Annotated in this window: 20 protein-coding genes and 1 riboswitch; of the genes, 7 read left to right on the top strand and 13 right to left on the bottom strand. The window is 69.9% G+C overall.

Features of this window, described 5'->3' with window-relative positions; genetic code table 11:
* Positions 1-136: 136 nt before the first annotated feature.
* Both ACIBU0_RS10870 and mctP read left to right on the top strand, forming a co-directional pair.
* Positions 137-400 carry a DUF3311 domain-containing protein gene (locus tag ACIBU0_RS10870; RefSeq protein ID WP_398814921.1) on the top strand — a complete coding sequence of 88 codons (264 nt, stop codon included), beginning with the start codon at positions 137-139 and terminating at the stop codon, positions 398-400.
* A complete protein-coding gene (gene mctP, locus ACIBU0_RS10865) occupies positions 397-2,007 on the top strand; it encodes a monocarboxylate uptake permease MctP (RefSeq protein ID WP_398814918.1) in 1,611 nt (536 codons plus the stop codon). Before ACIBU0_RS10870 ends, mctP begins: the two co-directional genes overlap by 4 nt.
* Positions 2,008-2,081: 74 nt before the next feature.
* Here the strand turns inward: mctP and ACIBU0_RS10860 are convergent, their stop codons facing one another.
* Entirely contained in the window at positions 2,082-5,705 is a 3,624-nt protein-coding gene (locus ACIBU0_RS10860; RefSeq protein ID WP_398814916.1) for an NACHT domain-containing protein, read from the bottom strand.
* 143 nt (positions 5,706-5,848) lie between these two features.
* On the opposite strand from ACIBU0_RS10860, the gene ACIBU0_RS10855 reads away from it, so the two are divergent.
* The 3 genes from ACIBU0_RS10855 (at position 5,849) to ACIBU0_RS10845 (ending at position 10,045) form a co-directional block, all read left to right on the top strand.
* Complete coding sequence (locus tag ACIBU0_RS10855) at positions 5,849-6,355, top strand: GNAT family N-acetyltransferase (RefSeq protein ID WP_398814913.1); 507 nt, start codon at positions 5,849-5,851, stop codon at positions 6,353-6,355.
* A 42-nt stretch (positions 6,356-6,397) separates the two neighbouring features.
* Positions 6,398-6,548, top strand: a riboswitch (cobalamin riboswitch).
* A 126-nt stretch (positions 6,549-6,674) separates the two neighbouring features.
* Positions 6,675-9,032 (top strand): ribonucleoside-diphosphate reductase subunit alpha, encoded by a 2,358-nt coding sequence (locus tag ACIBU0_RS10850; protein ID WP_398814910.1) that lies wholly within the window; start codon positions 6,675-6,677, stop codon positions 9,030-9,032.
* The gene (locus ACIBU0_RS10845) at positions 9,032-10,045 is read left to right on the top strand and encodes a ribonucleotide-diphosphate reductase subunit beta (RefSeq protein WP_398814907.1); all 1,014 of its coding nucleotides are present in this window, start codon (positions 9,032-9,034) and stop codon (positions 10,043-10,045) included. The genes ACIBU0_RS10850 and ACIBU0_RS10845 overlap by 1 nt, the downstream gene beginning before the upstream one ends.
* 7 nt (positions 10,046-10,052) lie before the next feature.
* Here ACIBU0_RS10845 and ACIBU0_RS10840 read toward each other — a convergent pair whose 3' ends face one another.
* Together ACIBU0_RS10840 and ACIBU0_RS10835 are read right to left on the bottom strand one after the other, a co-directional pair.
* A complete protein-coding gene (locus ACIBU0_RS10840) occupies positions 10,053-10,829 on the bottom strand; it encodes a hypothetical protein (protein WP_398814904.1) in 777 nt (258 codons plus the stop codon).
* Positions 10,830-10,856: 27 nt separating this feature from the next.
* Entirely contained in the window at positions 10,857-11,030 is a 174-nt protein-coding gene (locus ACIBU0_RS10835; protein ID WP_398814901.1) for a hypothetical protein, read from the bottom strand.
* A 92-nt stretch (positions 11,031-11,122) separates the two neighbouring features.
* Here ACIBU0_RS10835 and ACIBU0_RS10830 point away from each other — a divergent pair, with 92 nt between their 5' ends.
* Positions 11,123-12,088, top strand: coding sequence for a GlxA family transcriptional regulator (locus tag ACIBU0_RS10830; protein ID WP_398814898.1), 966 nt, complete (start codon positions 11,123-11,125; stop codon positions 12,086-12,088).
* Positions 12,089-12,116: 28 nt separating this feature from the next.
* Here the strand turns inward: ACIBU0_RS10830 and ACIBU0_RS10825 are convergent, their stop codons facing one another.
* From ACIBU0_RS10825 to ACIBU0_RS10780, 10 genes are all read right to left on the bottom strand, one after another.
* Positions 12,117-13,511 carry a cytochrome P450 gene (locus ACIBU0_RS10825; RefSeq protein WP_398814895.1) on the bottom strand — a complete coding sequence of 465 codons (1,395 nt, stop codon included), beginning with the start codon at positions 13,509-13,511 and terminating at the stop codon, positions 12,117-12,119.
* Positions 13,508-14,593, bottom strand: a complete 1,086-nt coding sequence (cyc1, locus tag ACIBU0_RS10820) for an epi-isozizaene synthase (protein WP_398814892.1) — start codon at positions 14,591-14,593, stop codon at positions 13,508-13,510. The genes ACIBU0_RS10825 and cyc1 overlap by 4 nt, the downstream gene beginning before the upstream one ends.
* Before the next feature lie 303 nt (positions 14,594-14,896).
* Entirely contained in the window at positions 14,897-15,547 is a 651-nt protein-coding gene (gene def / locus ACIBU0_RS10815; protein ID WP_398814890.1) for a peptide deformylase, read from the bottom strand.
* A 75-nt stretch (positions 15,548-15,622) separates the two neighbouring features.
* Positions 15,623-16,603, bottom strand: a complete 981-nt coding sequence (locus tag ACIBU0_RS10810) for a tetratricopeptide repeat protein (RefSeq protein ID WP_398814888.1) — start codon at positions 16,601-16,603, stop codon at positions 15,623-15,625.
* Between the two features lie 109 nt (positions 16,604-16,712).
* Positions 16,713-17,990, bottom strand: coding sequence for an HD-GYP domain-containing protein (locus tag ACIBU0_RS10805; protein WP_398814885.1), 1,278 nt, complete (start codon positions 17,988-17,990; stop codon positions 16,713-16,715).
* Positions 17,987-19,279 carry an HD-GYP domain-containing protein gene (locus tag ACIBU0_RS10800; protein ID WP_398814883.1) on the bottom strand — a complete coding sequence of 431 codons (1,293 nt, stop codon included), beginning with the start codon at positions 19,277-19,279 and terminating at the stop codon, positions 17,987-17,989. Before ACIBU0_RS10800 ends, ACIBU0_RS10805 begins: the two co-directional genes overlap by 4 nt.
* Before the next feature lie 119 nt (positions 19,280-19,398).
* The gene (gene rsrA / locus ACIBU0_RS10795) at positions 19,399-19,701 is read right to left on the bottom strand and encodes a mycothiol system anti-sigma-R factor (RefSeq protein WP_398814880.1); all 303 of its coding nucleotides are present in this window, start codon (positions 19,699-19,701) and stop codon (positions 19,399-19,401) included.
* Positions 19,698-20,393, bottom strand: coding sequence for a sigma-70 family RNA polymerase sigma factor (locus ACIBU0_RS10790; RefSeq protein WP_398814877.1), 696 nt, complete (start codon positions 20,391-20,393; stop codon positions 19,698-19,700). The genes rsrA and ACIBU0_RS10790 overlap by 4 nt, the downstream gene beginning before the upstream one ends.
* A gap of 281 nt (positions 20,394-20,674) precedes the next feature.
* Positions 20,675-21,313, bottom strand: coding sequence for an alpha/beta family hydrolase (locus ACIBU0_RS10785; protein ID WP_398815552.1), 639 nt, complete (start codon positions 21,311-21,313; stop codon positions 20,675-20,677).
* 19 nt (positions 21,314-21,332) lie between these two features.
* A complete protein-coding gene (locus ACIBU0_RS10780; protein WP_398814874.1) occupies positions 21,333-22,148 on the bottom strand; it encodes an SOS response-associated peptidase in 816 nt (271 codons plus the stop codon).
* Between the two features lie 50 nt (positions 22,149-22,198).
* Between ACIBU0_RS10780 and ACIBU0_RS10775 the strand changes: the two genes are divergently transcribed.
* On the top strand, positions 22,199-22,921 hold the full coding sequence (locus ACIBU0_RS10775; RefSeq protein WP_398814872.1) for a M50 family metallopeptidase: 723 nt from the start codon (positions 22,199-22,201) through the stop codon (positions 22,919-22,921).
* Positions 22,922-23,038 lie beyond the last annotated feature (117 nt).

The raw sequence follows: 23,038 nt of genomic DNA, 5'->3' as shown, positions 1-23,038 counted from the left end.
GCACCCCTGTCCTCTCTGTCGTACACACCAACCCTCCACATCCGATATGCGGACGGGGTCTTCCGCTGTCGATGCACCGTCACCTACATTGCCTGCGCGTTTCTACAGGTGATCAGTGAGGGGACGGAGCCGTCAGATGTCAGATGCCCCAGAGGTGAACAGAGGGGTGGTGACACCCGCCCGGGTCGTCATCGCGCTCTGCCTCGTCGCGCCCTTCGTGGCGATGCTGTGGGTCGGTTCGTACGCCAAGACGGATCCGGAGTTCGCCGGGATCCCGTTCTTCTACTGGTACCAGATGCTGTGGGTCCTGCTCTCCACACTGCTGACGATGATCGCGTACAAGCTGTGGCAGCGTGACCAGCGCGCCCGTGCCTCGCAGAAGGGCGGTGCGTCGGAATGAAGAACGACGTGAACGGCGTGGCGCTCGGCGTCTTCGTCGTCTTCTTCCTGGCCGTCACGGTCATGGGCTTCCTGGCCGCGCGCTGGCGCAAGGCCGAGAACGAGCACAGCCTCGACGAATGGGGCCTGGGCGGCCGGTCGTTCGGCACCTGGATCACCTGGTTCCTGCTCGGCGGCGACCTGTACACGGCGTACACCTTCGTGGCCGTCCCGGCGGCGATCTACGCGGCGGGCGCGGCCGGCTTCTTCGCCGTGCCGTACACCATCCTGGTCTATCCCCTGATCTTCACGTTCCTGCCGCGTCTGTGGTCGGTGTCCCACAAGCACGGGTACGTCACCACCTCGGACTTCGTGCGCGGCCGCTTCGGCTCGAAGGGCCTGTCGCTGGCCGTGGCCGTCACCGGCCTCCTGGCGACCATGCCGTACATCGCGCTCCAGCTGGTCGGTATCCAGGCGGTGCTGGACGTGATGGGCGTCGGCGGCGGCGAGAACACCAACTGGTTCGTGAAGGACCTGCCGCTCCTCATCGCCTTCGGTGTGCTGGCGGCGTACACCTACTCCTCGGGTCTGCGCGCCCCCGCTCTGATCGCCTTCGTCAAGGACACGCTGATCTACGTCGTCATCGCGGTGGCGATCATCTACATCCCGATCAAGCTGGGCGGGTTCGACGAGATCTTCACCGCGGCGAGCGAGAAGTACACGAAGGCCGGTGCGGGCGGCCTGGTCCCGCCGGAGGCGGGCCAGTGGACGTATGCCACGCTGGCGCTGGGCTCCGCGCTCGCGCTGTTCATGTACCCGCACTCGATCACCGCGACGCTCTCCTCCAGGAGCCGTGAGGTGATCCGCCGCAACACCACGATCCTGCCGCTGTACTCGCTGATGCTGGGTCTGCTCGCCCTGCTGGGCTTCATGGCGATCGCAGCCGGAGTCGAGGTCACCAACCCGCAGTTGGCGATCCCGCAGCTCTTCGAGGACATGTTCCCCAGCTGGTTCGCGGGCGTGGCCTTCGCGGCGATCGGCATCGGCGCGCTCGTTCCCGCGGCGATCATGTCCATCGCGGCGGCGAACCTCTTCACTCGCAACATCTACAAGGACTTCATCAAGCCGGACGCGACGCCGCAGCAGGAGACGAAGATCTCCAAGCTGGTGTCCCTGCTGGTGAAGGTGGGCGCCCTGATCTTCGTCCTGACGATGGACAAGACGGTCGCCATCAACTTCCAGCTGCTCGGCGGCATCTGGATCCTGCAGACCTTCCCGGCCCTGGTCGGCGGCCTGTTCACCCGCTGGTTCCACCGCTGGGCCCTGCTGGCCGGCTGGGCGGTCGGCATGCTCTACGGCACGATCGCCGCGTACGGCGTCGCCTCCCCGACGCAGGAGCACTTCGGCGGCTCGGCGAAGGAGATCCCGGGCATCGGCGAGATCGGCTACATCGGCCTGACCGCGTTCGTGCTGAACGTGGCGGTGGCCGTGGTCCTGACCTTCGTCCTGAAGGCGGTGAAGGCCCCCGACGGCGTCGACGAGACGAAGCCGGAGGACTACACGGCGGACGCGGGAGACCCGGGCGTGCAGGTGGAACTGCCGCCGGCGACGGCGGGATCGTCCCACTGAGTGCCTGACACCGACGGGCCGCCGGAGACATCCGGCGGCCCGTTTTCTCGAACCCACCAAACACCGGGACGGCCCTAGTTCCTGGTCCGTCTGGCCATCGCGGCCCAGAAGTCGTCCAGTTCGCGGACGCGCATACTCACCCAGTGCGGCGTCTTCCTCCGCACTCCCCTGGGCAGCCAGCGCCGCATGCGCCCCGGCAGCAGCGCCTGCTGCTGCCGGCAGAACGGCTCCCGGATCTCCCCCCGCGGCACACAGCCCCGGGGCGGATACGGGCAGAGCTGGAACGTGCAGTCGGGCAGACACGTGGTGCCCGGCGCGGGCGGGTCCGCGGTGCCGGCCCGCAGGTCCGGCCGCAGCGGCCTGCGGTCGCTGCGGATGCACGGCGGGAGCGGCATCCCGGGCTGCTCCACGCGGGCCATCCGCTCCTCGACCTCGTCCGGGTGCCCGTCCCGGTCGATGAGGTTCAGCATCACCAGCATGTCGGCGACGAGCCGCTGGGCGCGCGCGTCCAGAGTGCTCCAGCCGACCGAGGGCGGAATCCACAGGCTGTGCTTGCGGTACCCCTCCGGGTTGCCGGTGCGCGCGCCGATGTTGTCGGCGGCGCCCTTCTCGTCGATCCACAGGAAGCGCTCGGGCTGCCCGGTCTCCAGCGCGAGCGCCACCAGGTCGCCCGCCTCGGCGACGAACGGATGCAACAGGCGTCGGGGCGAGTCGCCGTTCGCAGCGGGATGGCCGTGCGCTCTGTTCGCCGTACCGGCCATCGAAAGCCAGCGCTCCACGGTCTGTACGGCGGTCGCCCCGCCCACCGCCAGGCCGGGCTCGCTCCCGCCGTTGTGGTCGCCGTCCTTGCCCGCCGCCGGTTCCGCACCCCGCTCATGGCTGCTCACACTGTCCGGGAGCTCCCACAGGCACAGCGCCTGAAGCAGGATGATCTGCGAATACCAGCACCGGGACTGCTGCAGCACCGTCTCAGCCTGGCGGATCAGGTCGGCGCGGCCGCCCGGGTAGGCGTGCGGATGCCGTTTGCGCCGGTTGGCCGCGTACTTGAAGCCCTGGGCCAGTGCGGCTTCCAGCGCGAGCGGCAGGTCGGGGACACCGCCGGTGGCTTTCGGGTCGAGGTGGCGCAGCCACTTGGTGAGGCGTTCGCGGGCCTCCTCTCGATGGGCCTCGTCGACCGAACCCAGCAGCATGGGGACCAGCCAGGCGCGCATCACGAACTCCCGGAACAGATCGACCCGTTTCTGCCGGTAGTCCCGGTTGAGTTCCCGCCGGACCCGCTGCAGCCGGGCGATGCGCTCGGACCTGGACCGTGAGGGAGCGGCGGCCCTTGCCACGCCCATGCGCTCGGCCCATTGCTCGTACTCCTGCCGCTTCCAGGTCTTCAGCTCGCCGAGCCTGTCGTTGTACTCGTTCACGGGGTCGCTGTTCAGCCCGACCCGGGCACGGATGAGGGCGAACGCCGGGTTGCCGCCCGTGCCGAACTCCTGGGCCGCGGCCAGGCGTATGGAGTAGGAGGGTTCCTGCACGCCGATCTCGAAGAGCTGCTCGTAGAGCGGGGTGGTGTCCATCCGGTCGGAGACGGTCCGCAGGGCGGCTCCGAGTTGCCTGAGCAGCCTCAGTTTCGCGTCGTCGAGGGTGCGCTGGTCCCCCTTGAACCCGGCCCAGCCCTCGCGCACCCTGCCCACGATGCCGCTGAGCAGTCTCGGATCGTCCTCCGCGCTCTCGATCTCCACGGCGGCCGCGTACAGATCCAGTGCCTTCGGGTCGTCCGTGCGGCGGTCCGCGGCCCGGCGGAGACGGTGGGCCAGGGTGTGTCCCCCCACGGGTGACTGGCGGACCAGCTCCTCGATCTCCTTCTTCACCTCGACACGGACACCGCCCCCTCGGGCCCTGAGCTTCGCCGCCCGGCGGCGGGACAACAGCACCAGGGCGATGAGCAGTTCGCGACTGGGTCCGGGCGGCTGCAGCGCCTGCTCGACGAGCTCTCCGGCGCCCCGCTCGCCCAGCTCGTTCAGTACGCGGTAGCCGAAGTAGGCCTGGATGATGCTGTGCGGGAAACGGACCTTGCGCTCGAACGCCTCCACCAGGGCGAGCTTGTCCGCGTTGCTCGCGAAGCGGGCGAGGACGGCACGGCACTGGTCCATGTTCCCCTCGCGCAGCCGCCTCCTCTCCTCCTCGCCGAGCCGCTCGCACAGCACGTCCCAGATCTGCTGCCGGTGCCACTCGGAGAAGACGTTCCCGCGTCTGCCGTACCGGTCGAAGCCGCGCCGGCTGGTCCACAGGTGCTCGGCCAGGGCCTGTGCGCGCCGAACCGGGCCGGGGTGGACGTCCGAGTCCAGCAGCTCCCCGAAGCCGACCTCCAGCTTGTCCTGGAGCAGTCCGACGCACGCCAGGGCGGAGACCGCTTCGAGGGTGTCGCGGCGCTGCTGCGGGGTCAGCGCGATGTCCTCGCGCAGCCGCCCCTGGCACAGCGCCTCGTCCCATGTCTCCAGCAGCCACAGCCGCAGCGTGCCGCGGTCCCGGCTGCGGGTGTTCATGTGCTGGGGGTCGTTGTCCGGCCGGTCGTGCTCCAGGGCTCCGTGGCGGTGCAGTTCCCGGGCGATCTGCAGATAGACGGGTGACTCGGTCACCTCCGCCGTCTCCACGATCCAGTCCACGCGTCGCTCGTCCGTCTCGGGGAGGTGCGCCTGGACGAAGCGCAGGGCATCCTCCTCGCTGAGCGGCTCCAGCTCCACGATCGCGGCGGACGTGCTCTCCAGGGGGCTGTGCGGCCGGGAGGCGATGACGAGGGGCAGCTTCTCCTCGTGGGCACGCTCGATGGCCCGCCGGATGATATTGTCCCGGTTCTGCTGGTGGTCGTCGTCGAGGAGCGCCTCTTCCAGTCCGTCGGCGATGACGACCGGCTTGTCGTCGGCGAGCAGCTGCTGCCAGACCCGCTCGGTCTTGCCGCGCGCGAGGATGCCGCGGGGTGCCTCGTCGGCGAAGCGCCGTCTGGCCATGCGTTCGAAGTTCAGGTCGGTGCCGTCGCTCGCGTCACGCAGCCGGATCGGCACGGGTACGGCGTTCTGCCGGGCCAGCAGTTCGGTGAGCCGTACCAGGACCGCGGTCTTGCCGACGCCGACGCCGCCGACCAGCAGATAGGGCCGGCGTGTGTCGCGTTCCCGCAGCCGTTCGGCGATGACCTGGGCGATCTCCTCGCGGCCCACGATCTCGGCGGTGTCCGGCCCGGCGGTGGGGACCAGTCGGTGGGGGTCGACCCGCGCCTTCGCGAGGTAGCGCCGCTTGGTCCACCGGTACCACCAGAACAGGAAGAGCGCGGCGGCGATCGACGCGGTGAGCACCGGGCCGACGAAGCGCATGACCGTCTCGAAGCCCCCCTGGTTCTCTTTCCGCCACTGCTCGAAGCCTGTCGTGTTCTGCGAGATCAGGATGTACAGGCCCTCCCCGACCCAGGCGAGCAGCGCGAGTGTGGCCACCAGCCAGACGGCCCGGGTGACATTGGTGTAGGAGATCCCCCGGCGCCACTTCTTGGGCCGGGTGGTGCCGCGGCGGGCCTCCAGACGGATCGTCAGCGTGTGCCAGTAACCCACGAACCCGCGCCCGGCCCAGCTGCCCGCCCGCCTCGGAGCCAGTGTCGCCATCGGCGCGTTGCGCGGCCGTTCCTTGCCGGGCGGGCGACGGACGAGCCTCGTCATCATGCGTCTCCTTCCGAGGAGGACTCTCGAAACGGAAGGGACCGCGGGCGCCGACACCTACCTCCATGGAAGCACTCGCAGCACGCCCCGCAACCCGGTCGAAAACCCCAGGCCCACAGCCGTCCCCGTCCGGCAGACTCGACGTCATGGACATCGTGATACGGCAGGTGGACAGCGCCGAGTACGAGGACCTCGGTGAGATCACCGCGCAGGCCTACCTCCAGGACGGTCTGCTCGACTTCGGTCACAGCGACGAGTACCTCGGCGAGCTCAGGGACGTGGCCAAGCGTGCGGCCGCCGCCGAGGTGCTGGTCGCCGTGCGGAACGGCCGCGTCGTCGGCGGCGTCACCCTCGTCCCGACCGGCGGCCCCCTGGCCGACATAGCGGGTCCCGGCGAGGCGGAGATCCGCATGCTGGCGGTCTCGCGGGAGGCCCGCGGCCAGGGCGCCGGCGAGGCCCTCGTACGGGCCTGTATCGACCGCGCACGGGCCACGGCGGGCTGCGTACGGATCGTCCTGTCGACCCAGCGCACCATGCACGGCGCGCACCGCATCTACGAACGTCTGGGCTTCGTCCGCACACCCGATCGGGACTGGAATCCGATCCCGCAGCTCTCCGACATCACTCTGCTCACCTATGAGTTGACGCTCTGAAACCACCCCGACACAACATCTGGGGGTGGCGTGGCGGGTGAGCACAAGATGTATGCTCTTGCTCGCTGTCGCCGCAGGGGAATCCGGTGCGAATCCGGAACTGTCCCGCAACGGTGTACTTGTGCATGTCTGTTCCCAGAAACGCCGTGCACAGGAGTCAGTCCGAGGACCTGCCGACAGTGCACCCGGCCGTCCGGCCGGCGTGCCCTGACGTCCGGGCTTCGTGGAGTGGGCCGGTGGACGCGACGCCGCGTGCGCTCGTGTGCTGCCCCCTGCCCTCCTGCGCGAGGCCCCGTGCCGAGCGAGGGAGAGCCCCCACGTGACCATCGCGCCAGCAGACCCGGCCTCAGCCGTCCCGACCGACGAGGACGCTCCGGGAACCGCGCTGCTGCGGATCCTGACCGAGCTGACCGCCGACCTCCCCGACGCCGACCCCGGCCGGGTCGCCGCCGCCGCGCTGCGCGGCCGGTCCGCCCGGGCGGACGAGACGGAGCTGCGCGAGCTGGCCACCGAGGCGGCGGCCGGCCTGATCTCCGAGGACCCCGCCTACTCGCGGCTGGCCGCGCGGCTGCTGACCGTCAGCATCGCCGCGGAGGCCGCCTCGCAGGGTGTCACGTCGTTCACGGAGTCCGTGGCGGTCGGGCACCGCGAGGGCCTCATCGCCGACCGGACCGCCGAGTTCGCGCGGATCCACGCCGCCCGCCTCGACGCGCTCGTCGACCCGGCCGCCGACGACCGCTTCGGCTACTTCGGTCTGCGCACCCTGCACAGCCGCTACCTCCTGCGGCACCCCCTCACCCGCAAGGTCATCGAGACGCCCCAGCACTTCATGCTGCGCGTCGCCGCCGGGCTGGCCGAGGACGACACGACCAGGTCGGTGGACGAAGTCGCCGCGCTCTACGGGCTCATGAGCCGCCTCGACTACCTCCCCTCCTCCCCCACCCTCTTCAACTCCGGCACCCGGCACCCCCAGATGTCGTCCTGCTACCTCCTCGACTCCCCGCTGGACGAGCTGGACTCCATCTACGACCGCTACCACCAGGTCGCCCGCCTCTCGAAGCACGCCGGCGGCATCGGGCTGTCGTACTCCCGTATCCGCAGCCGGGGTTCGCTGATCCGCGGCACCAACGGCCACTCCAACGGCATCGTCCCGTTCCTGAAGACCCTCGACGCCTCCGTCGCCGCCGTGAACCAGGGCGGCCGGCGCAAGGGTGCCGCCGCGGTCTACCTGGAGACCTGGCACTCCGACATCGAGGAGTTCCTGGAGCTGCGCGACAACACCGGCGAGGACGCCCGCCGTACGCACAACCTGAACCTCGCGCACTGGATCCCGGACGAGTTCATGCGACGGGTGGGCGCCGACGAGCAGTGGAGCCTGTTCTCCCCCGCCGACGTGCCCGAGCTGGTCGACCTGTGGGGCGAGGAGTTCGACGCGGCGTACCGGAAGGCGGAGGCGGCGGGGCTCGCGAAGAAGACCATCCCCGCCCGTGACCTGTACGGCCGCATGATGCGTACCCTCGCGCAGACCGGCAACGGGTGGATGACCTTCAAGGACGCCGCCAACCGCACCGCCAACCAGACGGCGCTGCCCGGGCACGTCGTCCACTCCTCGAACCTGTGCACCGAGATCCTGGAGGTCACGGACGACGGGGAGACGGCGGTCTGCAACCTGGGGTCCGTGAACCTCGGCGCGTTTGTGGACACGGCGACCGGTGACATCGACTGGGAGCGCCTCGACGCCACCGTCCGCACCGCCGTCACGTTCCTCGACCGTGTCGTCGACATCAACTTCTACCCGACCGAGCAGGCGGGCCGCTCCAACGCCAAGTGGCGCCCGGTGGGCCTCGGCGCGATGGGCCTGCAGGACGTCTTCTTCAAGCTGCGCCTGCCCTTCGACTCGGCCGAGGCGAAGCAGCTGTCCACCCGTATCGCCGAGCGCATCATGCTCGCCGCGTACGAGGCCTCCGCCGATCTCGCCGAGCGCAGCGGACCCCTTCCGGCCTGGGCGAAGACGCGTACGGCCCGTGGGGTCCTGCACCCCGACCACTACGACGCCGAGCTCACCTGGCCGGAGCGCTGGGCGGCCCTGCGCAGCCGTATCGCCACGACCGGCATGCGCAACAGCCTCCTCCTCGCCATCGCCCCGACCGCCACCATCGCGTCCATCGCCGGTGTCTACGAGTGCATCGAGCCACAGGTCTCCAACCTGTTCAAGCGCGAGACGCTGTCCGGCGAGTTCCTCCAGGTCAACTCCTACCTGGTAAAGGACCTCAAGGAACTCGGTGTCTGGGACGCCCGCACCCGTGAGGCGCTGCGCGATTCCAACGGTTCGGTGCAGGACTTCGCGTGGATCCCGGCGGACGTACGGGCCCTGTACCGCACGGCCTGGGAGATCCCGCAGCGCGGCCTCATCGACATGGCCGCCGCCCGCACCCCGTTCCTCGACCAGTCCCAGTCCCTGAACCTCTTCCTGGAGACGCCGACCATCGGCAAGCTCTCCTCGATGTACGCGTACGCCTGGAAGTCGGGCCTGAAGACGACGTACTACCTGCGCTCGCGCCCGGCGACCCGCATCGCCCGCGCCGCCCAGGCCGCCATCCCCGTACAGCAGCCGGCCCCCGAAGAGGCCGTCGCCTGCTCCCTGGAAAACCCCGAGTCCTGCGAGGCCTGCCAGTAATGTCCACCCGTAACACGAACCTTCTCGACCCGGGCTTCGAGCTGACCCTGCGGCCCATGCGCTACCCGGACTTCTACGAGCGCTACCGGGACGCCATCAAGAACACCTGGACGGTGGAGGAGGTGGACCTCCACTCGGACGTCGCCGACCTCGCGAAGCTGACGCCGGAGGAGCAGCACCTCATCGGCCGCCTGGTCGCCTTCTTCGCGACCGGTGACTCGATCGTCGCGAACAACCTGGTGCTGACCCTGTACAAGCACATCAACTCCCCGGAGGCGCGCCTGTACCTGTCGCGCCAGCTCTTCGAGGAGGCCGTGCACGTCCAGTTCTATCTGACGCTGCTGGACACCTATCTCCCCGACCCGGAGGACAGGGCGGCCGCCTTCGCCGCGGTGGAGAACATCCCGTCCATCCGCGAAAAGGCGCAGTTCTGCTTCAAGTGGATGGACTCGGTCGAGAAGCTCGACCGGCTGGAGTCCCAGGCCGACCGCCGCCGCTTCCTGCTGAACCTCATCTGCTTCGCCGCGTGCATCGAGGGCCTGTTCTTCTACGGCGCCTTCGCGTACGTCTACTGGTTCCGCAGCCGGGGCCTGCTGCACGGTCTGGCGACCGGCACCAACTGGGTGTTCCGCGACGAGACGATGCACATGTCGTTCGCGTTCGACGTGGTCGACACCGTCCGCAAGGAGGAGCCGGAGCTCTTCGACGACCAGCTCCAGCAGCAGGTCACCGACATGCTGAAGGAGGCCGTCGAGGCCGAGCTGCAGTTCGCGCGCGACCTGTGCGGTGACGGCCTCCCCGGCATGAACACCGACTCCATGCGGCAGTACCTGGAGTGTGTCGCCGACCAGCGCCTGACGCGCCTCGGCTTCGCCCCGGTGTACGGCTCCGAGAACCCCTTCTCCTTCATGGAGCTGCAGGGCGTTCAGGAGCTCACCAACTTCTTCGAGCGGCGTCCGTCGGCTTACCAGGTCGCCGTGGAGGGCACGGTCGACCTGGACGAGGACTTCTAGCCCGCGGCTACTTCAACGCCACCGCGTCCCCGGCCGACACGACCCTCGCGGTCGTCGTCGTGCCGGGGAAGTACCAGCGCCAGCTGCCGGCCGAGGTGACGGTCACCTTGGTGCTGAGCTTGCCGGCGTCGCCCGTCTTCACGGTCCTGACGGTGCTGTAGTGGGTGTTCGCGCCGGCCGGCCGGAACTGGAGCTTGACCTCCTGTCCCGTGAACCCGTGGTACTTCAGGTCCTCCCAGTTCGACCGGGACAGCTTGCCGGCGACGGTGAGCGTCGCGCCCTTGGCGACCGGCTCCGGGGTCGCGTCCGTCGTCAGCTTCGAGGCGCGCTTCATCTTGAACTCCGCGATGCGGTCGGAGATCCAGTAGTCGCCGTCGTTGGCCTTGACGGTGGCGTTGACCTGCCAGGTGCCGGCGACCTTGTTGGAGTCGATGTCGTCGCTGCCGGCGATCCACGCGGGGTCGATCTTCATCGTGGCCGTGCACACCGAGGTCGTGGAGCTCGTCCTCTGACACGTGGTGTCGATCCAGTCGCCGAACCCGTAGCCGTTGCTGCTGTTGAAGGTGCTCACCCGCGTGAGCCCCTTCACCCCCGAGTCGTCCTTGATGGTGATGGCGATCGGGTACTCGACGACCTTCGTCGTGCCCACGATGACGTTCTTGCCGTGGTTGACGACCGTCTTGGTGACGCGGATGTCGCCCTCGCCCTCGGCATGGGCGGCGGTGGCCGTGAGCAGGGTCAGGGCTGCCGCCCCGCCTGCCACGGCCCACAGTCTGTGTCTCATGATCCTCCCCTGTTGGTGCAGGAGAGGTTACGCCGCCCGCGCGAAGCGCTGCTGCCGGGTGCGGCGCTCCTGCGCCTCCCTGATCTGGCGGTCGATGCGGCGGTCGCGCACGATCCCGATCACCGACGGGAGGACGAGGAGGACGAACATGCCGAGAACGGTGAGCATCGAGATCAGTCCTTCTGTCTGTTCCGTAGTCATGACACCACTGTCGCGCCGGATACTCCTTACGAACAGTGGCAGGACTGCCGTAGACCCTCGATTTACTGCCACTCGCGAGGCACACTGGCAGCATGCTGAAGAACGTCGCCTGCGTCCTCGTCGATGGTGTGCACCCCTTCGAACTCGGCGTCGTCTGCGAGGTGTTCGGCCTCGACCGGAGCGACGAGGGCCTGCCCCTGTACGACTTCGCCGTGGTGTCGGCGGAGGGGCGGGCACTGAGCACCCACGTCCCCGGCTTCACGGTGTCGACCCCCTACGGGCTCGAACGCCTGGAGGAGGCCGACCTGATCGCCGTGCCGGCCTCGGACACGAACGTCACCCGTGACTATCCGCCGGACCTGCTCGACGCCCTGCGCCGGGCCGTCGACCGAGGCGCCCGGGTGCTCAGTGTCTGCTCCGGTGTCTTCGTGCTGGGCGCGGCCGGACTGCTCGACGGGCGCCGCTGCGCCGCCCACTGGCGCCACGCCGACCTGCTCGCCCGGCGTTTTCCGCGGGCGGTCGTCGAGCCGGACGTGCTGTACGTCGACGCCGACCCGGTGATCACCTCCGCCGGCACCGCGGCCGGCATCGACGCCTGCCTGCACATCGTGCGCAAGGAGCAGGGTCCCGAGGTCGCCAACCGGATCGCCCGGAGGATGGTGGTGCCGCCGCACCGGGACGGCGGGCAGGCCCAGTACATCGAGCGCCCGCTGCCCCGCGCCCAGTGCGACACCGTCGGCGAGGTGCTGGCGTGGATGGAGCGGCACCTCGACGAGGAGGTCACCGTCGAGCAGCTCGCCGAGCGTGCGCACATGTCGCCGCGCACCTTCGCCCGCCGCTTCCAGCAGGAGACCGGCACGACTCCCTACCGCTGGATCCTGCGCCAACGGGTGCTGCTGGCCCAGCAGTTGCTGGAGGCGACGGACGAGACGGTGGATGCGATCGCCGGCCGGACGGGGTTCGGCACGGCGGCCGCACTGCGCCATCAGTTCGTACGGTCGCTGGGAACGACCCCGAACGCCTACCGCAGGACGTTCCAGGGACCGACCGCCGCGTGAGCCGTGACGGCCGGCGCCAGGTCGTGCCCTAGTCCCTCGGCACCGGCTCCCTCGGCACCGGCCGCAGCAGCAGGTCGTGCGGGTGGAGCGTGATGCCCACTCGGGTCGCGTCGTTCGAACCGGGCACCTGCTCGAAGCGGTACCTGGTGGCCAGCGCCGCCGTGATCAGCGTCAGCATCGCCATGGAGAAGTGATCGCTCGGGCACTTGCGGTTGCCGACGCCGAACGGGCTCATGGCGTATTTAGGTACGTCCTTGGCGCGTTCCGGGAGCCAGCGGTCGGGGTCGAAGTCGAGGTTGCGCGCGTACGACTTCGGGTCGCGCTGGACGGCGTAGGGGCTGTAGACGATGTCGGCCCCGGCTGGAATGCAATAGCCACCGAGTGACGTGTCGGCCACCGCCCGTCGCGTCAGAATCCAGATCGCGGGGCGCAAACGCATCGCCTCCACGATGACATTGTTGGTGTGCCGGAGCCCGCGGACGTCCTCGAATGCCACGGGCCGGCCACCGGTGACGGATTCGACCTCCGCGCATATCCTGTCGGCGTGTTCCGGGTGTTCCGCGAGCACATGGAGCAGCCACAAGATCGTGGAGGCCACGGTTTCGATGCCGGCGGTGAATATCGCGACGACCTGGTCGTGGATCTCCTGCTCCCCGATGGGGTCGCCATTCTCGTCCCGCGCCTCCAGCAATACCGTCAGCAAATCGTCCGGCCTTTGACCAGATGCCCGGCGTTCGGCGATGACCTCGTCGACCAGGCGATGAAAATCGGCCAAAGCGCGGTTGAATGTGCGGTTGGCTGGGAGCGGCAGGTTGTAAAGCGGCCCGAGCGGGATCACCATCCGCCGGTACATGCGGCGGAAGAGGGTTTCGAGCGCGGTGCACAGCCGCTCGGCCCGCTTGTCCATGTACGCACCCCGCAGCAGACAGCGGGCGGTCATGCGCACGGCGATCCGGAAGGACTCGGCGCTGCAGTCGACGGTCTCGCCGTGCATCCAGCGCTCGGTCAGCGCATGTGCCTCCTCCTCCATGATCGGCCCGTACCCGGGGATCGCGTCGAGCCGGAAGGCGGGCTGGATGGTACGCCGCTGACGCCGGTGCCGCGGGCCGTTCGCCGTGGCCACGCCCTCCTTGCCGAGCAGGCCTTCCAGGGACTCCCACAGCGGCCCGGCGATCTCGAAGTCGGTGCTCAGCGCCAGCGCGCCGGTCAGGTCCGGCGTGGTCACGGCGTACACCGTCTTCGGCCCGAGCTTGATCCGTACGACGTCGCCGTGGTCCCTGAGCGTGGCCATGAAGGCCAGCGGATCACGGACCAGCTTCCAGCCGTGGCCGAGAAGCGGAACTCCCCCGCCCGCGAGGGGCGGCTCACGCAGCTCCGAGGCCGCACCGGACCGGGACTCGGGCTTCACAGACTCGACGGTCATTTCTCACCTGCCGCTTCGTTGTGGACGTACGGGGGCGTCGACCGGTCGTCCCAGCTGTCGACCATGTACCGGCCGGACTCGTGGTGGAACCAGTAGACCGAGCTGAACCAGTTGCGCATATTGCCGACACAGGTCCGCACGGCGACGGAGAGTTCCTTTCCGCGCAGTGTGCCGTCGGCCAGGGAGTCGGCGAATTCCAAGGCGGCCCGCTCGGCCACGAGGAAACCGGAAATGCAGGACTCGACCCGCCGCCTGACTTCTGTCACCGCCTCCTCCAGAGTCAGCCCCTCGTGCGTGATGAGGCTGATTCCGAGATTGTGGACCTCGTCACCCGCGATTTCCTTGGGCAGCGAACAGAGGTCGTTGTACCAGGCGGCGAATTCCTGGCTCAGTAACGCCGCCCGACGGTATGCCGGGTGTTTCCGTACACGCTCCGGGAGTTCCAACTCCGCACTCGGCTCCAGCAAGTCGTTCCAGATGCGGTGCGCGAAGGTGAGCCGGCGCAGCGCGAGGTATTCCTCGACGGTGGGAATGCGCCCTTCGATACGGTTGCGGAATTCCCGGTCGTACGCCTCGATGACCGCGTGGAAGTGGCGGGCGAACCGGGTGTTCCAGGTGCGGGGCAGGAACGAGTACAGCCGCACCACGCTGTCCGCGAACCCCGCGACCAGCGGGTCCCCGTGGCGCAGCTGCTCCCGCGGGGAGTCGACGGCCGCGTGCAGACGGAACCTCAGCCGCCGCCAGGCGGCCGGGCGGTAGTGGACGATGTCGCGGTCGTGCCGGTCGTCCCAGACGAAGAACCACGCGCTGAAGTCCCCGATCGTCTGGAGCACGTCGTCGGGGGCGCCGAGGTAATACCCCGCCATCAGGTCCGTGTAGCACAGACCGTCGGCATATTCTTCGACCTTGTCGGCCGGCATCAGCCGCTTTTCCAGCAGCCAGGTGCGGGTCTTCTCCTGGAGCCGGGGCCAATACGGATGGAGTTGCCTGGGAAACGCTGCTTCGATCACCGGGAGAGAGAGCGATGGTGGTACCGGGACCGCCGTCGGTGTCGATGCGGTGCCGCGTGAGAAAGCATGCACGAACAAACCCCTCTCAGCCGCCAGTTGTGCAGTTGCGCACGCCCCTCCCTGCCGCTGTGCCGGGTGTGCGCCGTCGCATATCCCCGCGCTTCCATTCAGCACCACAACTGACCGATCCGGGAACGGATTTGCTTCATTCACTACCCCGCCGTGCCGAGATTCTCCCCCTATGTGACTGAATTTGGATCACCGCCTGCGTGGATGCGATCGAACGTGCGACGGACATGCGAACGGCGCCCGGTCAGGACGTGGATCCTGACCGGGCGCCGTGCGGGAGGGGCGTGTGGGGCTTCGAGCGGCCCCTCAGTCGTTCGCGACCACGGGGTACCGGGGCTCGTTCTCGGCCATCTGCCGCAGCGCGTCCTTGCGCTCCCGCTTGGACAGACGGTCGATGTAGAGGTAGCCGTACAGATGGTCCGTCTCGTGCTGCAAACACCGGGCGAAGTACCCGGTGCCGCGCACCTTGATCGGGTTGCCCTTCTCGTCCTGCCCGGTCACCTCGGCGTAGTCCGGGCGCGCGAGCGGCGCGTACGCCGTCGGCACGGACAGGCAGCCCTCGTTGCTGTCGTCCAGGCGGCGCTTGTCGGCGGGCAGGTCGACGAGCTTCGGGTTGCAGACCACGCCGACGTGCCGCACGCCCTGGTCGTCCTGGCAGTCGTAGACGAAGACCTTCAGGTCGACGCCGATCTGGTTGGCGGCCAGGCCCACGCCCTCGGCGGTGCGCTGCGAGGCGAACATGTCCGCCACCAGCTGGTCCAGCTCGGCGCCGAACTCCGTGACGTCCCTGCACTCCTTGTGCAGCACCGGGTTCCCCACGACGGTGATCGGCCGCGAGGTGCCGCGCTCACGCCAGGCGTTCTCGCGCTCCTCCGTGTCCTCGGTGTCGACGACGAACCCCTCGTCGTCCACGGGGAGCACGCCCGCGTGCTGCTGCTCGGTGTCCTGCTGGGCCATGACCGACGTATGCCTTCCTGCACAAACAAATGAACCAAAGGGGGATGTGATGCTGATACAGGGTACGGCGAATCCTCAGCAGACCTCTTCGAGATCCCGCCAGTCCCTGGAGTCCGGGCTGTCCGCGACCCAGCCGTCCAGCAGGCCCCGGACCAGGGAGGCGGGCGCGGCGACGCCACACTCCCGCTCGGGCACCCACAGCTGCCCGTCGGTCCGATGCCCGAGCGGCCCGGGATGACCCGGCTCGCTGTGATCGTGCGGGTCGAGATGCTCCCCGTCGCCCTCGTCCGACGGCATCCGCGACTCGGAGCACATCCGGCACAGCAGCCGCACCGACGACGACCAGTCCTCCGCGGCGAACCCGGCGTCGGCGGCGAGCTGCTCCAGGGCGTCCCGGTCGGCCTCGGTGGCGGCCTCCAGGAGGACCACCCAGGTCGGCACCGGAGAGGGCGCCCACAGCTCGATCTCGTCGAAGACGGGGTAGGCGTGCCCGGACGACGTGGTCCGCTCCCCGTGGGGAACCCCGTCGTGCAGCACGACCTCGCCCCAGCGCCGCCCCGAGGACGGCAGCGGAATCGACAGCACCTCGATGCGGGCGGGGTCGAGGCGGCGCCCCCACACGACCTCGGCCTCCCCTTCGGGGGACAGCCGTACGGCCGCGCTGCCCAGGTCCATGCCGACGGGCTCACCGGACGCGGTCGCCCCGCCGGGGACCCGCAGCCCGTACGCCTGCCAGGCCCGCCGGGCCAGCGGCCAGTCCTGCAGGGCGGTGGCCGCGATGCCGACGTTCCACCAGTCGGGCGCCCCGGTCTCCCGGTCGAGCAGCGCCACGGCACGCAGCCCGGCCGCCCGCGCCTGCTCCCAGTCGTGCCGGAACTTGTGCAGCAGGGCGAGGTTGAACCAGGACTCCGACAGCCAGGGCTCCAGATCGGCGGCCCGCGTCAGCAGCGCGCCCGCGTCCTCGTACCGGCCGTCGCCGATGAGCGTGAACGCCCGGTCGGTGGCCTGCCGCCAGGAGGCGGAGGGCCGGTGCCGTCCCTTGCCGAAGATCCTCACGATTCCCGCCTGCCAGTTCCGTGGAGTGGGCTGGCTAGTGCTCGCCCCCGGACACCCTCTCATTCGCATCCAACCACGTACGGCTGGAAGGGCGCTCATTACCCATGGGTTACCCAGCCACAGGGGGTGTCAGACAGTCTCTGGACAGCACCCGTGCGAGCGATCCCACCACCTCCGGCGCATAGTCCCCGGCGGTCCCGAGCCGCAGCTCCTCCAGCGCCTTCAGCGGCCCCCCGGGCCCGGCATCGCGCGCCTTCTCCTCGTAGGCGTTCACGGCCCGCACGATCCGGGCCGCGACCGGCTGCTCCGGGCAGGGGTCGGCCAGCCGCTCCACGACCGTAGCGACCTGCGGGTTCACCCCGGTCTGCCGTACGACGGCGCCGCCGAGGAGAGCGATCCGCCGCTGCTCCTCGACGGGCAGCGCGGAGGTGGCCCCGGCCGGCACCGGGTCGACCAGGCTGAGCTGCCCGATGTCGTGCATGAGCGCCGCGTACTCCAGCACGGTGAGCTCCGCCTCGGTCAGGCCCAGGTCCCGCCCGACCTCCCGGCTGAGCGCGGCCACCCGCCGGGCGTGTCCGGCCGGCGTGTACCCGGCGATCTCGGTGGCCCGGGCGAGGGAGGCGATGGTCTGCCGGTAGGTGGCACGCACCCCGGCGTACCGGCGGAAGGACATCTGGGTGAGCAGCAGGGGGAGCGAGAAGACGGGCAGCGCCCACAGCCCGGCCACGGCCACCGCGAGCGCCATCACCGCGCCGGTCGCGCAGACGGCCGAGCCGATCCCGAGCGTGGCCCGCAGCTCGTCCCGCAGCAGCGGCCCGAACGGCCACCGGGTGCGGGAGTGCGCCAGCGCGGCGGCGAGCAGGGCGTCGCACAGGGCGGTGAGGACGAGGATCGCGACCAGGAGCAGGGCGTAGGCGGTGCCCCAGCCCTGGAAGGTGCCCTCGTTGTACAGCGGTTGGAAGCAGACCGCGGCGAAGCCGGCGGTGAGCACACGCCGGGCGAGGTGGTCGCAGACGGGGCGGCCGCGGGCGATGTGCGGCACATTGCCGAGGAGCGAGGCGGCGAGGACGACGCCGACGACCTGCGTGACGCCGTGATGGGTGGGCTGTCCGCCGCTCTCCCCCAGCAGGGCGTACGACAGCGCGGCGGCGGCGCCGAGCGGTGCGGCCTCCCGGCCCTCGGCTCCGGTCATGGGGGTCCCCCCGCTCGAGCGGAGCCGAGAGTGGGGGAGGGTGAGCTCGCCCAGGGTGACCAGGGCTCCGAAGGCGACGGCCGTGCCGCGTTCGTCCAGGCCGCTGCCCAGGGTGTCGGTCAGGCTGACGGCGGCGAGGAGGGCGGCACAGGCGTGGACGAGGGTGCGCAGGAGGGGCGGTCTCGGGGCGCTCATCGGTGCGCTCCCCCCGGGACCCGGGCGACCGGCGGGCGGGGAGCGGGCGTACGGGCCTCGTCGGCGGTCACGGCGGGATGCCATCCGTGCTGGTCCACGGCCCGGGCGAGGGCCGTGACCATCCGGGGGTCGAACTGGGAGCCCGCGCATCGCTCCAGCTCGCGCAGGGCGACGGCCACGGGCCGGGCCCGCGAATAGGACCGGGTCGACGTCATCGCGTCGAACGCGTCCGCGACGGCCACCACGCGCGCGGGCTCCGGGATCTGGCTGCCCCTCAGCCCGTAGGGGTAGCCGCTCCCGTCCAGCCGCTCATGGTGGTGCAGGACGGCGGCCCGGGCCTCGCCGAGGAAGGAGATCCCGCGGACCATCTCGTGCCCGTACTCGGGGTGCAGCTCGATGACCCGCCGCTCCTCGGGCGTGAGCGGCCCGTCCTTGCGCAGCAGCCGGGTGGGCACCCCGAGCTTTCCCACGTCGTGCAGGATCCCGGCGAACCGCACCACCTCGACGCGCTCGTCGTCCATGCCCAGCTCACGCGCGATCATCATCGAGGCCTGCCCGACCCGCTCGCTGTGGCCGCGGGTGTAGCCGTCCTTGATGTCGACGGCCTGGACGAGCGCCCGGATCGTCGCCTGGTGCGCCGCGCGTTCCCGGTGGTACTGGGCGAACACCCACCACGACACGCACATGGGCAGCAGCACGAGCAGCGCGGCGACCGGGCCGTACGGGCTGCGCCACAGTACGGCCATCATCAGCCCGGCCAGCCCGTGCACGGTGATGGGGGCCAGGGAGCGCAGGAAGAGGCCCCGCCAGGCGCGCCGCGCCGGAACCCGGTCGGCGAGCGCCCGCATTCCGCCGTCCAGCGCGGTCAGGATCAGACAGAACGTCAGCACGGCGGCACCGGCGGGCGCGAGCGCGTACGGGAAGTCGGCCGCGGCGACGGCGTCCCACCCGCCGAGCGCCCGGTGCACCCGAGCGGCCGCCCACACAGCGACCGCGAGCCTGACCGTCCGCCACACCCGCCGCAGCCGGCGCTGCCTTCCGGCGACCGGGGCGAACAGCGCTCCCGGCGCCGCGGCCAGCGCGGCGGCCGACGGTGACAGCAGGAAGGCTCCGGCGAGGAGCACGGGATAGAAGGAGCCGAAGAACCGCTCGCCGCCGATGCAGAGGACGGCGAGCAGGGCCACGGCCCACCAGGGCGTGCTCGTCCACGTCAGTCCGTGCAGACAGGACAGGGCGCCGAGGACGACGCAGACGACGTAGCCCCGGGCCTTTGCCGGTGTCGTCTCCATACGCCCCTCCCCGGCCACATGCTTCAGGCACGCTTCAGGCACGGGAGCCTAGGGCGGCCAGGGGGAGGTATGCGGTCTCAAGACCGGCGGATTAGCACGTTCGAGTGACGACCGTGCGTTCAGGATTCCTGTGGCGTCGTCGTGATGTCGTGCTCGGGCACGGCCTGCCCGGAGCGGATCAGATCGAGCCGCCCCAGCACCTTGGAGCGCAGGTCGGTCGGCACGTCGTCATGTCCGCAGCACCGCTTGACCAGCTTCTTCACGGCCTGCTCGAGCCCGTACTTCTCCAGGCACGGCGAGCACTCCTCGAAGTGCTGCTCGAACTTGGTGCAGTCGGCGTCAGGCATCTCACGATCGAGGAACTCATACAGATGGTCGAGTACCTCACTGCAGTCCGTCTCGTGCGGCTCTCCGCAGCTCATGAGCCCGAACCTTTCACTTCGTTCGACTCTCCGGCGCCGGCCGGGACCAGCCCGCGCTCACGGGCGTAGTCCTCGAGCATGCCGCGCAGTTGACGGCGGCCCCGGTGCAGCCGGGACATCACCGTACCGATGGGTGTCCCCATGATGTCCGCGATCTCCTTGTACGCAAAGCCCTCGACATCGGCGAGGTACACGGCGATGCGGAATTCCTCGGGGATCGCCTGGAGGGCTTCCTTCACGTCCGAGTCGGGCAGGTGGTCGAGCGCCTGCGACTCCGCGGAGCGCAAGCCCGTCGACATGTGCGACTCGGCGCGGGCGAGCTGCCAGTCCTCGATCTCCTCGGCCGCGGAGCGCTGGGGTTCGCGCTGCTTCTTGCGGTACGAGTTGATGAAGGTGTTGGTCAGGATCCGGTACAGCCACGCCTTCAGGTTGGTGCCCTCGCGGAACTGGTGGAAGGACGCGTACGCCTTGGCGTACGTCTCCTGCACCAGGTCCTCGGCATCGGCCGGGTTGCGCGTCATGCGCAGCGCGGCCGAGTACATCTGGTCGAGGAATTCGAGCGCGTCCCGCTCGAAGCGCGTGTTGCGCTCGGCGGTCGACTCCGTGGACGTGCCCACGCTCGTGCCCAGGCCCTCGGGCTGCTCCGCCTGGCCGTTGTCGGTCCCTGCGTCGGTACCGGGAACCGGACCCACCTCCTCAAGATTCCGGGCAGGACCGAAGCCGGTCCCACCTGAATCGGAGGATAGACGACCTGCCGTACCTGCCGCCCCTCGAATAGGAGCGGTCCTGGCCGCGTGCAGCACCGTCCACTCCAGGTCGCTGCGGCTGCTGCGGGCCGGGCAGAAGGTCGAACCCATGCGGCGGACTTCCTCTCCTACGACGTCTGCGCTGCTGGTTCAGCACCGCTGTCCGCCACAACAGAGGTCCGGTCCGCAACATTCCCGAACCTTTACCGAGTGACCCGGCCCACTCGCTACCCGCGTGATCCAAGTGATCCGACCCACTTGACCACCGCGTCCGTGATGACCGCCACGGCCTCGTCCTGACCGAGCGGCGCCCGCTTGGGCACGGCGAACCCGTGATCGCCGTACGGCACCTCGATCAGCTCGTAGTCCCCGTCCGGGAACTCCTCGGGCTTTCCGAACGGATCGTTCCCGCCCTGTACGACGAGGGTGGGCACCCCGGCCCCGAGCAGTTCCCCGGCGCGGGACTTCTCGGGCTTGCCCGGCGGGTGGAGGGGGAAGCTGAGGGCGAGGACGGCACGGGCGCCCAGCTCGACGGCCGTACGGCAGGCGACGCGGGCGCCCGCGCTCCGCCCGCCGGAGATCACCGGCAGCCCGGGCGCGGCGAGCGCGGGCCAGACGCCCCGCCACCCGATGTCCAGGGTCTTCGGCGCGGGCGCCACCTTCTTCCCGGCCACCCGCCAGGGCTGCTCGACGAGGGCGACGGTCACTCCGTGCCCGGGCAGGACCTCGGCCAGCGCCCGCAGGTCCCGGGCCTCGATGCCACCGCCGGCGCCGTGGCTCACCGCCAGCAGGAGCCGGGGCCGCTTCGCCGGGTGCCAGGTGATGCGGGCGTCCCCCGCATCCGTACCGATGGTCTCGGTGGTCACAGCGCTCTGTGTCGTCACGTCAGAAAAGTGTGCCCTCTTCGGGCCCGTCCAGCTCCTTCAGCAGCTCCGGGCCGTTGTTGCGGACGTTGCTGACCAGCGTGGAGACGGGATAGGCGCGCATCAGACCGGCCGGCGGCGGGTCGAGCAGGCTCCGCAGCTCCTCGGGGTCGCTGCGGGACGGGTCGAGCCAGGCGTCCCAGCGGTCCGGGGTCAGCATCAGCGGCATACGGGGGTGGATGTCGGCGAGGGAGTGCGGGCCTTCCGCGGGCGCGACCGCCAGCGGAGTGGTCTCCGCCTCCGTGGTGATGACGGAGCAGGTCACCCACCAGGCCCCCGGGTGCTCGTCGGGCAGCGTCCGGTCCCGCCAGAACTCGTACAGCCCCGCCATCGCGAACACCGACCCGTCGGCGGGCAGCACGAAGTAGGGCTGCTTGCGCGGCCGCTTCTTCTTCCCCTCGACCTCCAGGTCCCGCTCCTGCTTGCCGGTGACCCACTCGTAGTAGCCGTCCGCCGGGATGATGCAGCGCCGGGAGGTGAAGGCCCGGCGGTACGACGGCTTCTCGTGCACCGTCTCGGCCCGCGCGTTGATCATCTTGAAGGCGCTCTCGGGGGTCTTGGACCAGCTGGGCACCAGCCCCCACTTCAGCTTGCGCAGCTGCCGAACCGGCCGCGGGTCGTCGGCGTCTTTCAGAGGACGGTCGAGGACGACGTGGACTTCCTTCGTCGGTGCCACGTTGTAGTCCGGTTCCAGGGTCTCCTCGGGCTCCCACTTCTCGATCTCAAAGATTCCTGCGAGATCCTCGGGCCCACGACTTGCCGCATACCGTCCGCACATACGTGCCACACTGCCAGATTCCATCCGACCACAGGGAGCCATCGCCTTACATGGACAGCACCGCATCCGCCTCGCTCGCCTCCCTCTGGGACGAGGTCGCCGGTACCCAGCCCGACCCCGACGTCTGGGTCGTGATCGCCACCCTGGCCGCCGCGCTCGCCGTCGTCGTCCCGCACGGTCTGTGGCGCATCTCGCGCAACGCCATCACCATCGCCCACGAAGGCGGCCACGGCCTGGTCGCGCTGCTGACCGGCCGGACCCTGACCGGCATACGCCTGCACTCCGACACCAGCGGCCTCACCGTCAGCCGCGGCAAGCCGCACGGCCTCGGCATGATCCTCACGGCGGCCGCGGGGTACACGGCTCCGCCGCTGCTGGGCCTGGGCGGCGCCGCCCTGCTCGCCTCCGGCCGGATCACGCTGCTGCTGTGGGTGTCCACCGCCCTGCTGGTGGCGATGCTGGTGATGATCCGTAACGCGTACGGCGCACTGACGGTGTTCGTCACGGGCGGCACGTTCGTGCTGGTGAGCTGGCTGACGGGGCCGCAGGTGCAGGCGGCGTTCGCGTATGCGGTGGTGTGGTTCCTGTTGGTGGGAGGAGTCAGGCCGGCCTTCGAACTGCAGGCGAAGAGGTCGAGGGGTGGGGCGGGGGACTCGGACGCGGACCAGTTGTCGCGCTTGACGCACGTACCGGCAGGCCTGTGGCTCTTCCTGTTCCACGCGGTGTCGTTGTGCTCGCTGATAGGTGGGGGCCGCTGGCTGCTGGCGGTATGACCGCCAGCCTTCAGGGGCGCGGGGCTGTATCGATGTGCGGCTCCGCCGCGTGGGCGCGGCCGGCCCGCACGGCGCCGCACCCGAAGAACGGCCTGCACAACCCCCTCCTTATAAAGT

Origin of the sequence: Streptomyces sp. NPDC049627 (assembly GCF_044465645.1) — a bacterium.
GTDB lineage: Bacteria > Actinomycetota > Actinomycetes > Streptomycetales > Streptomycetaceae > Streptomyces.
The sequence above is the reverse complement of the archived record's forward strand: the minus strand, read 5'-3'. Positions and strand labels throughout refer to the sequence as shown.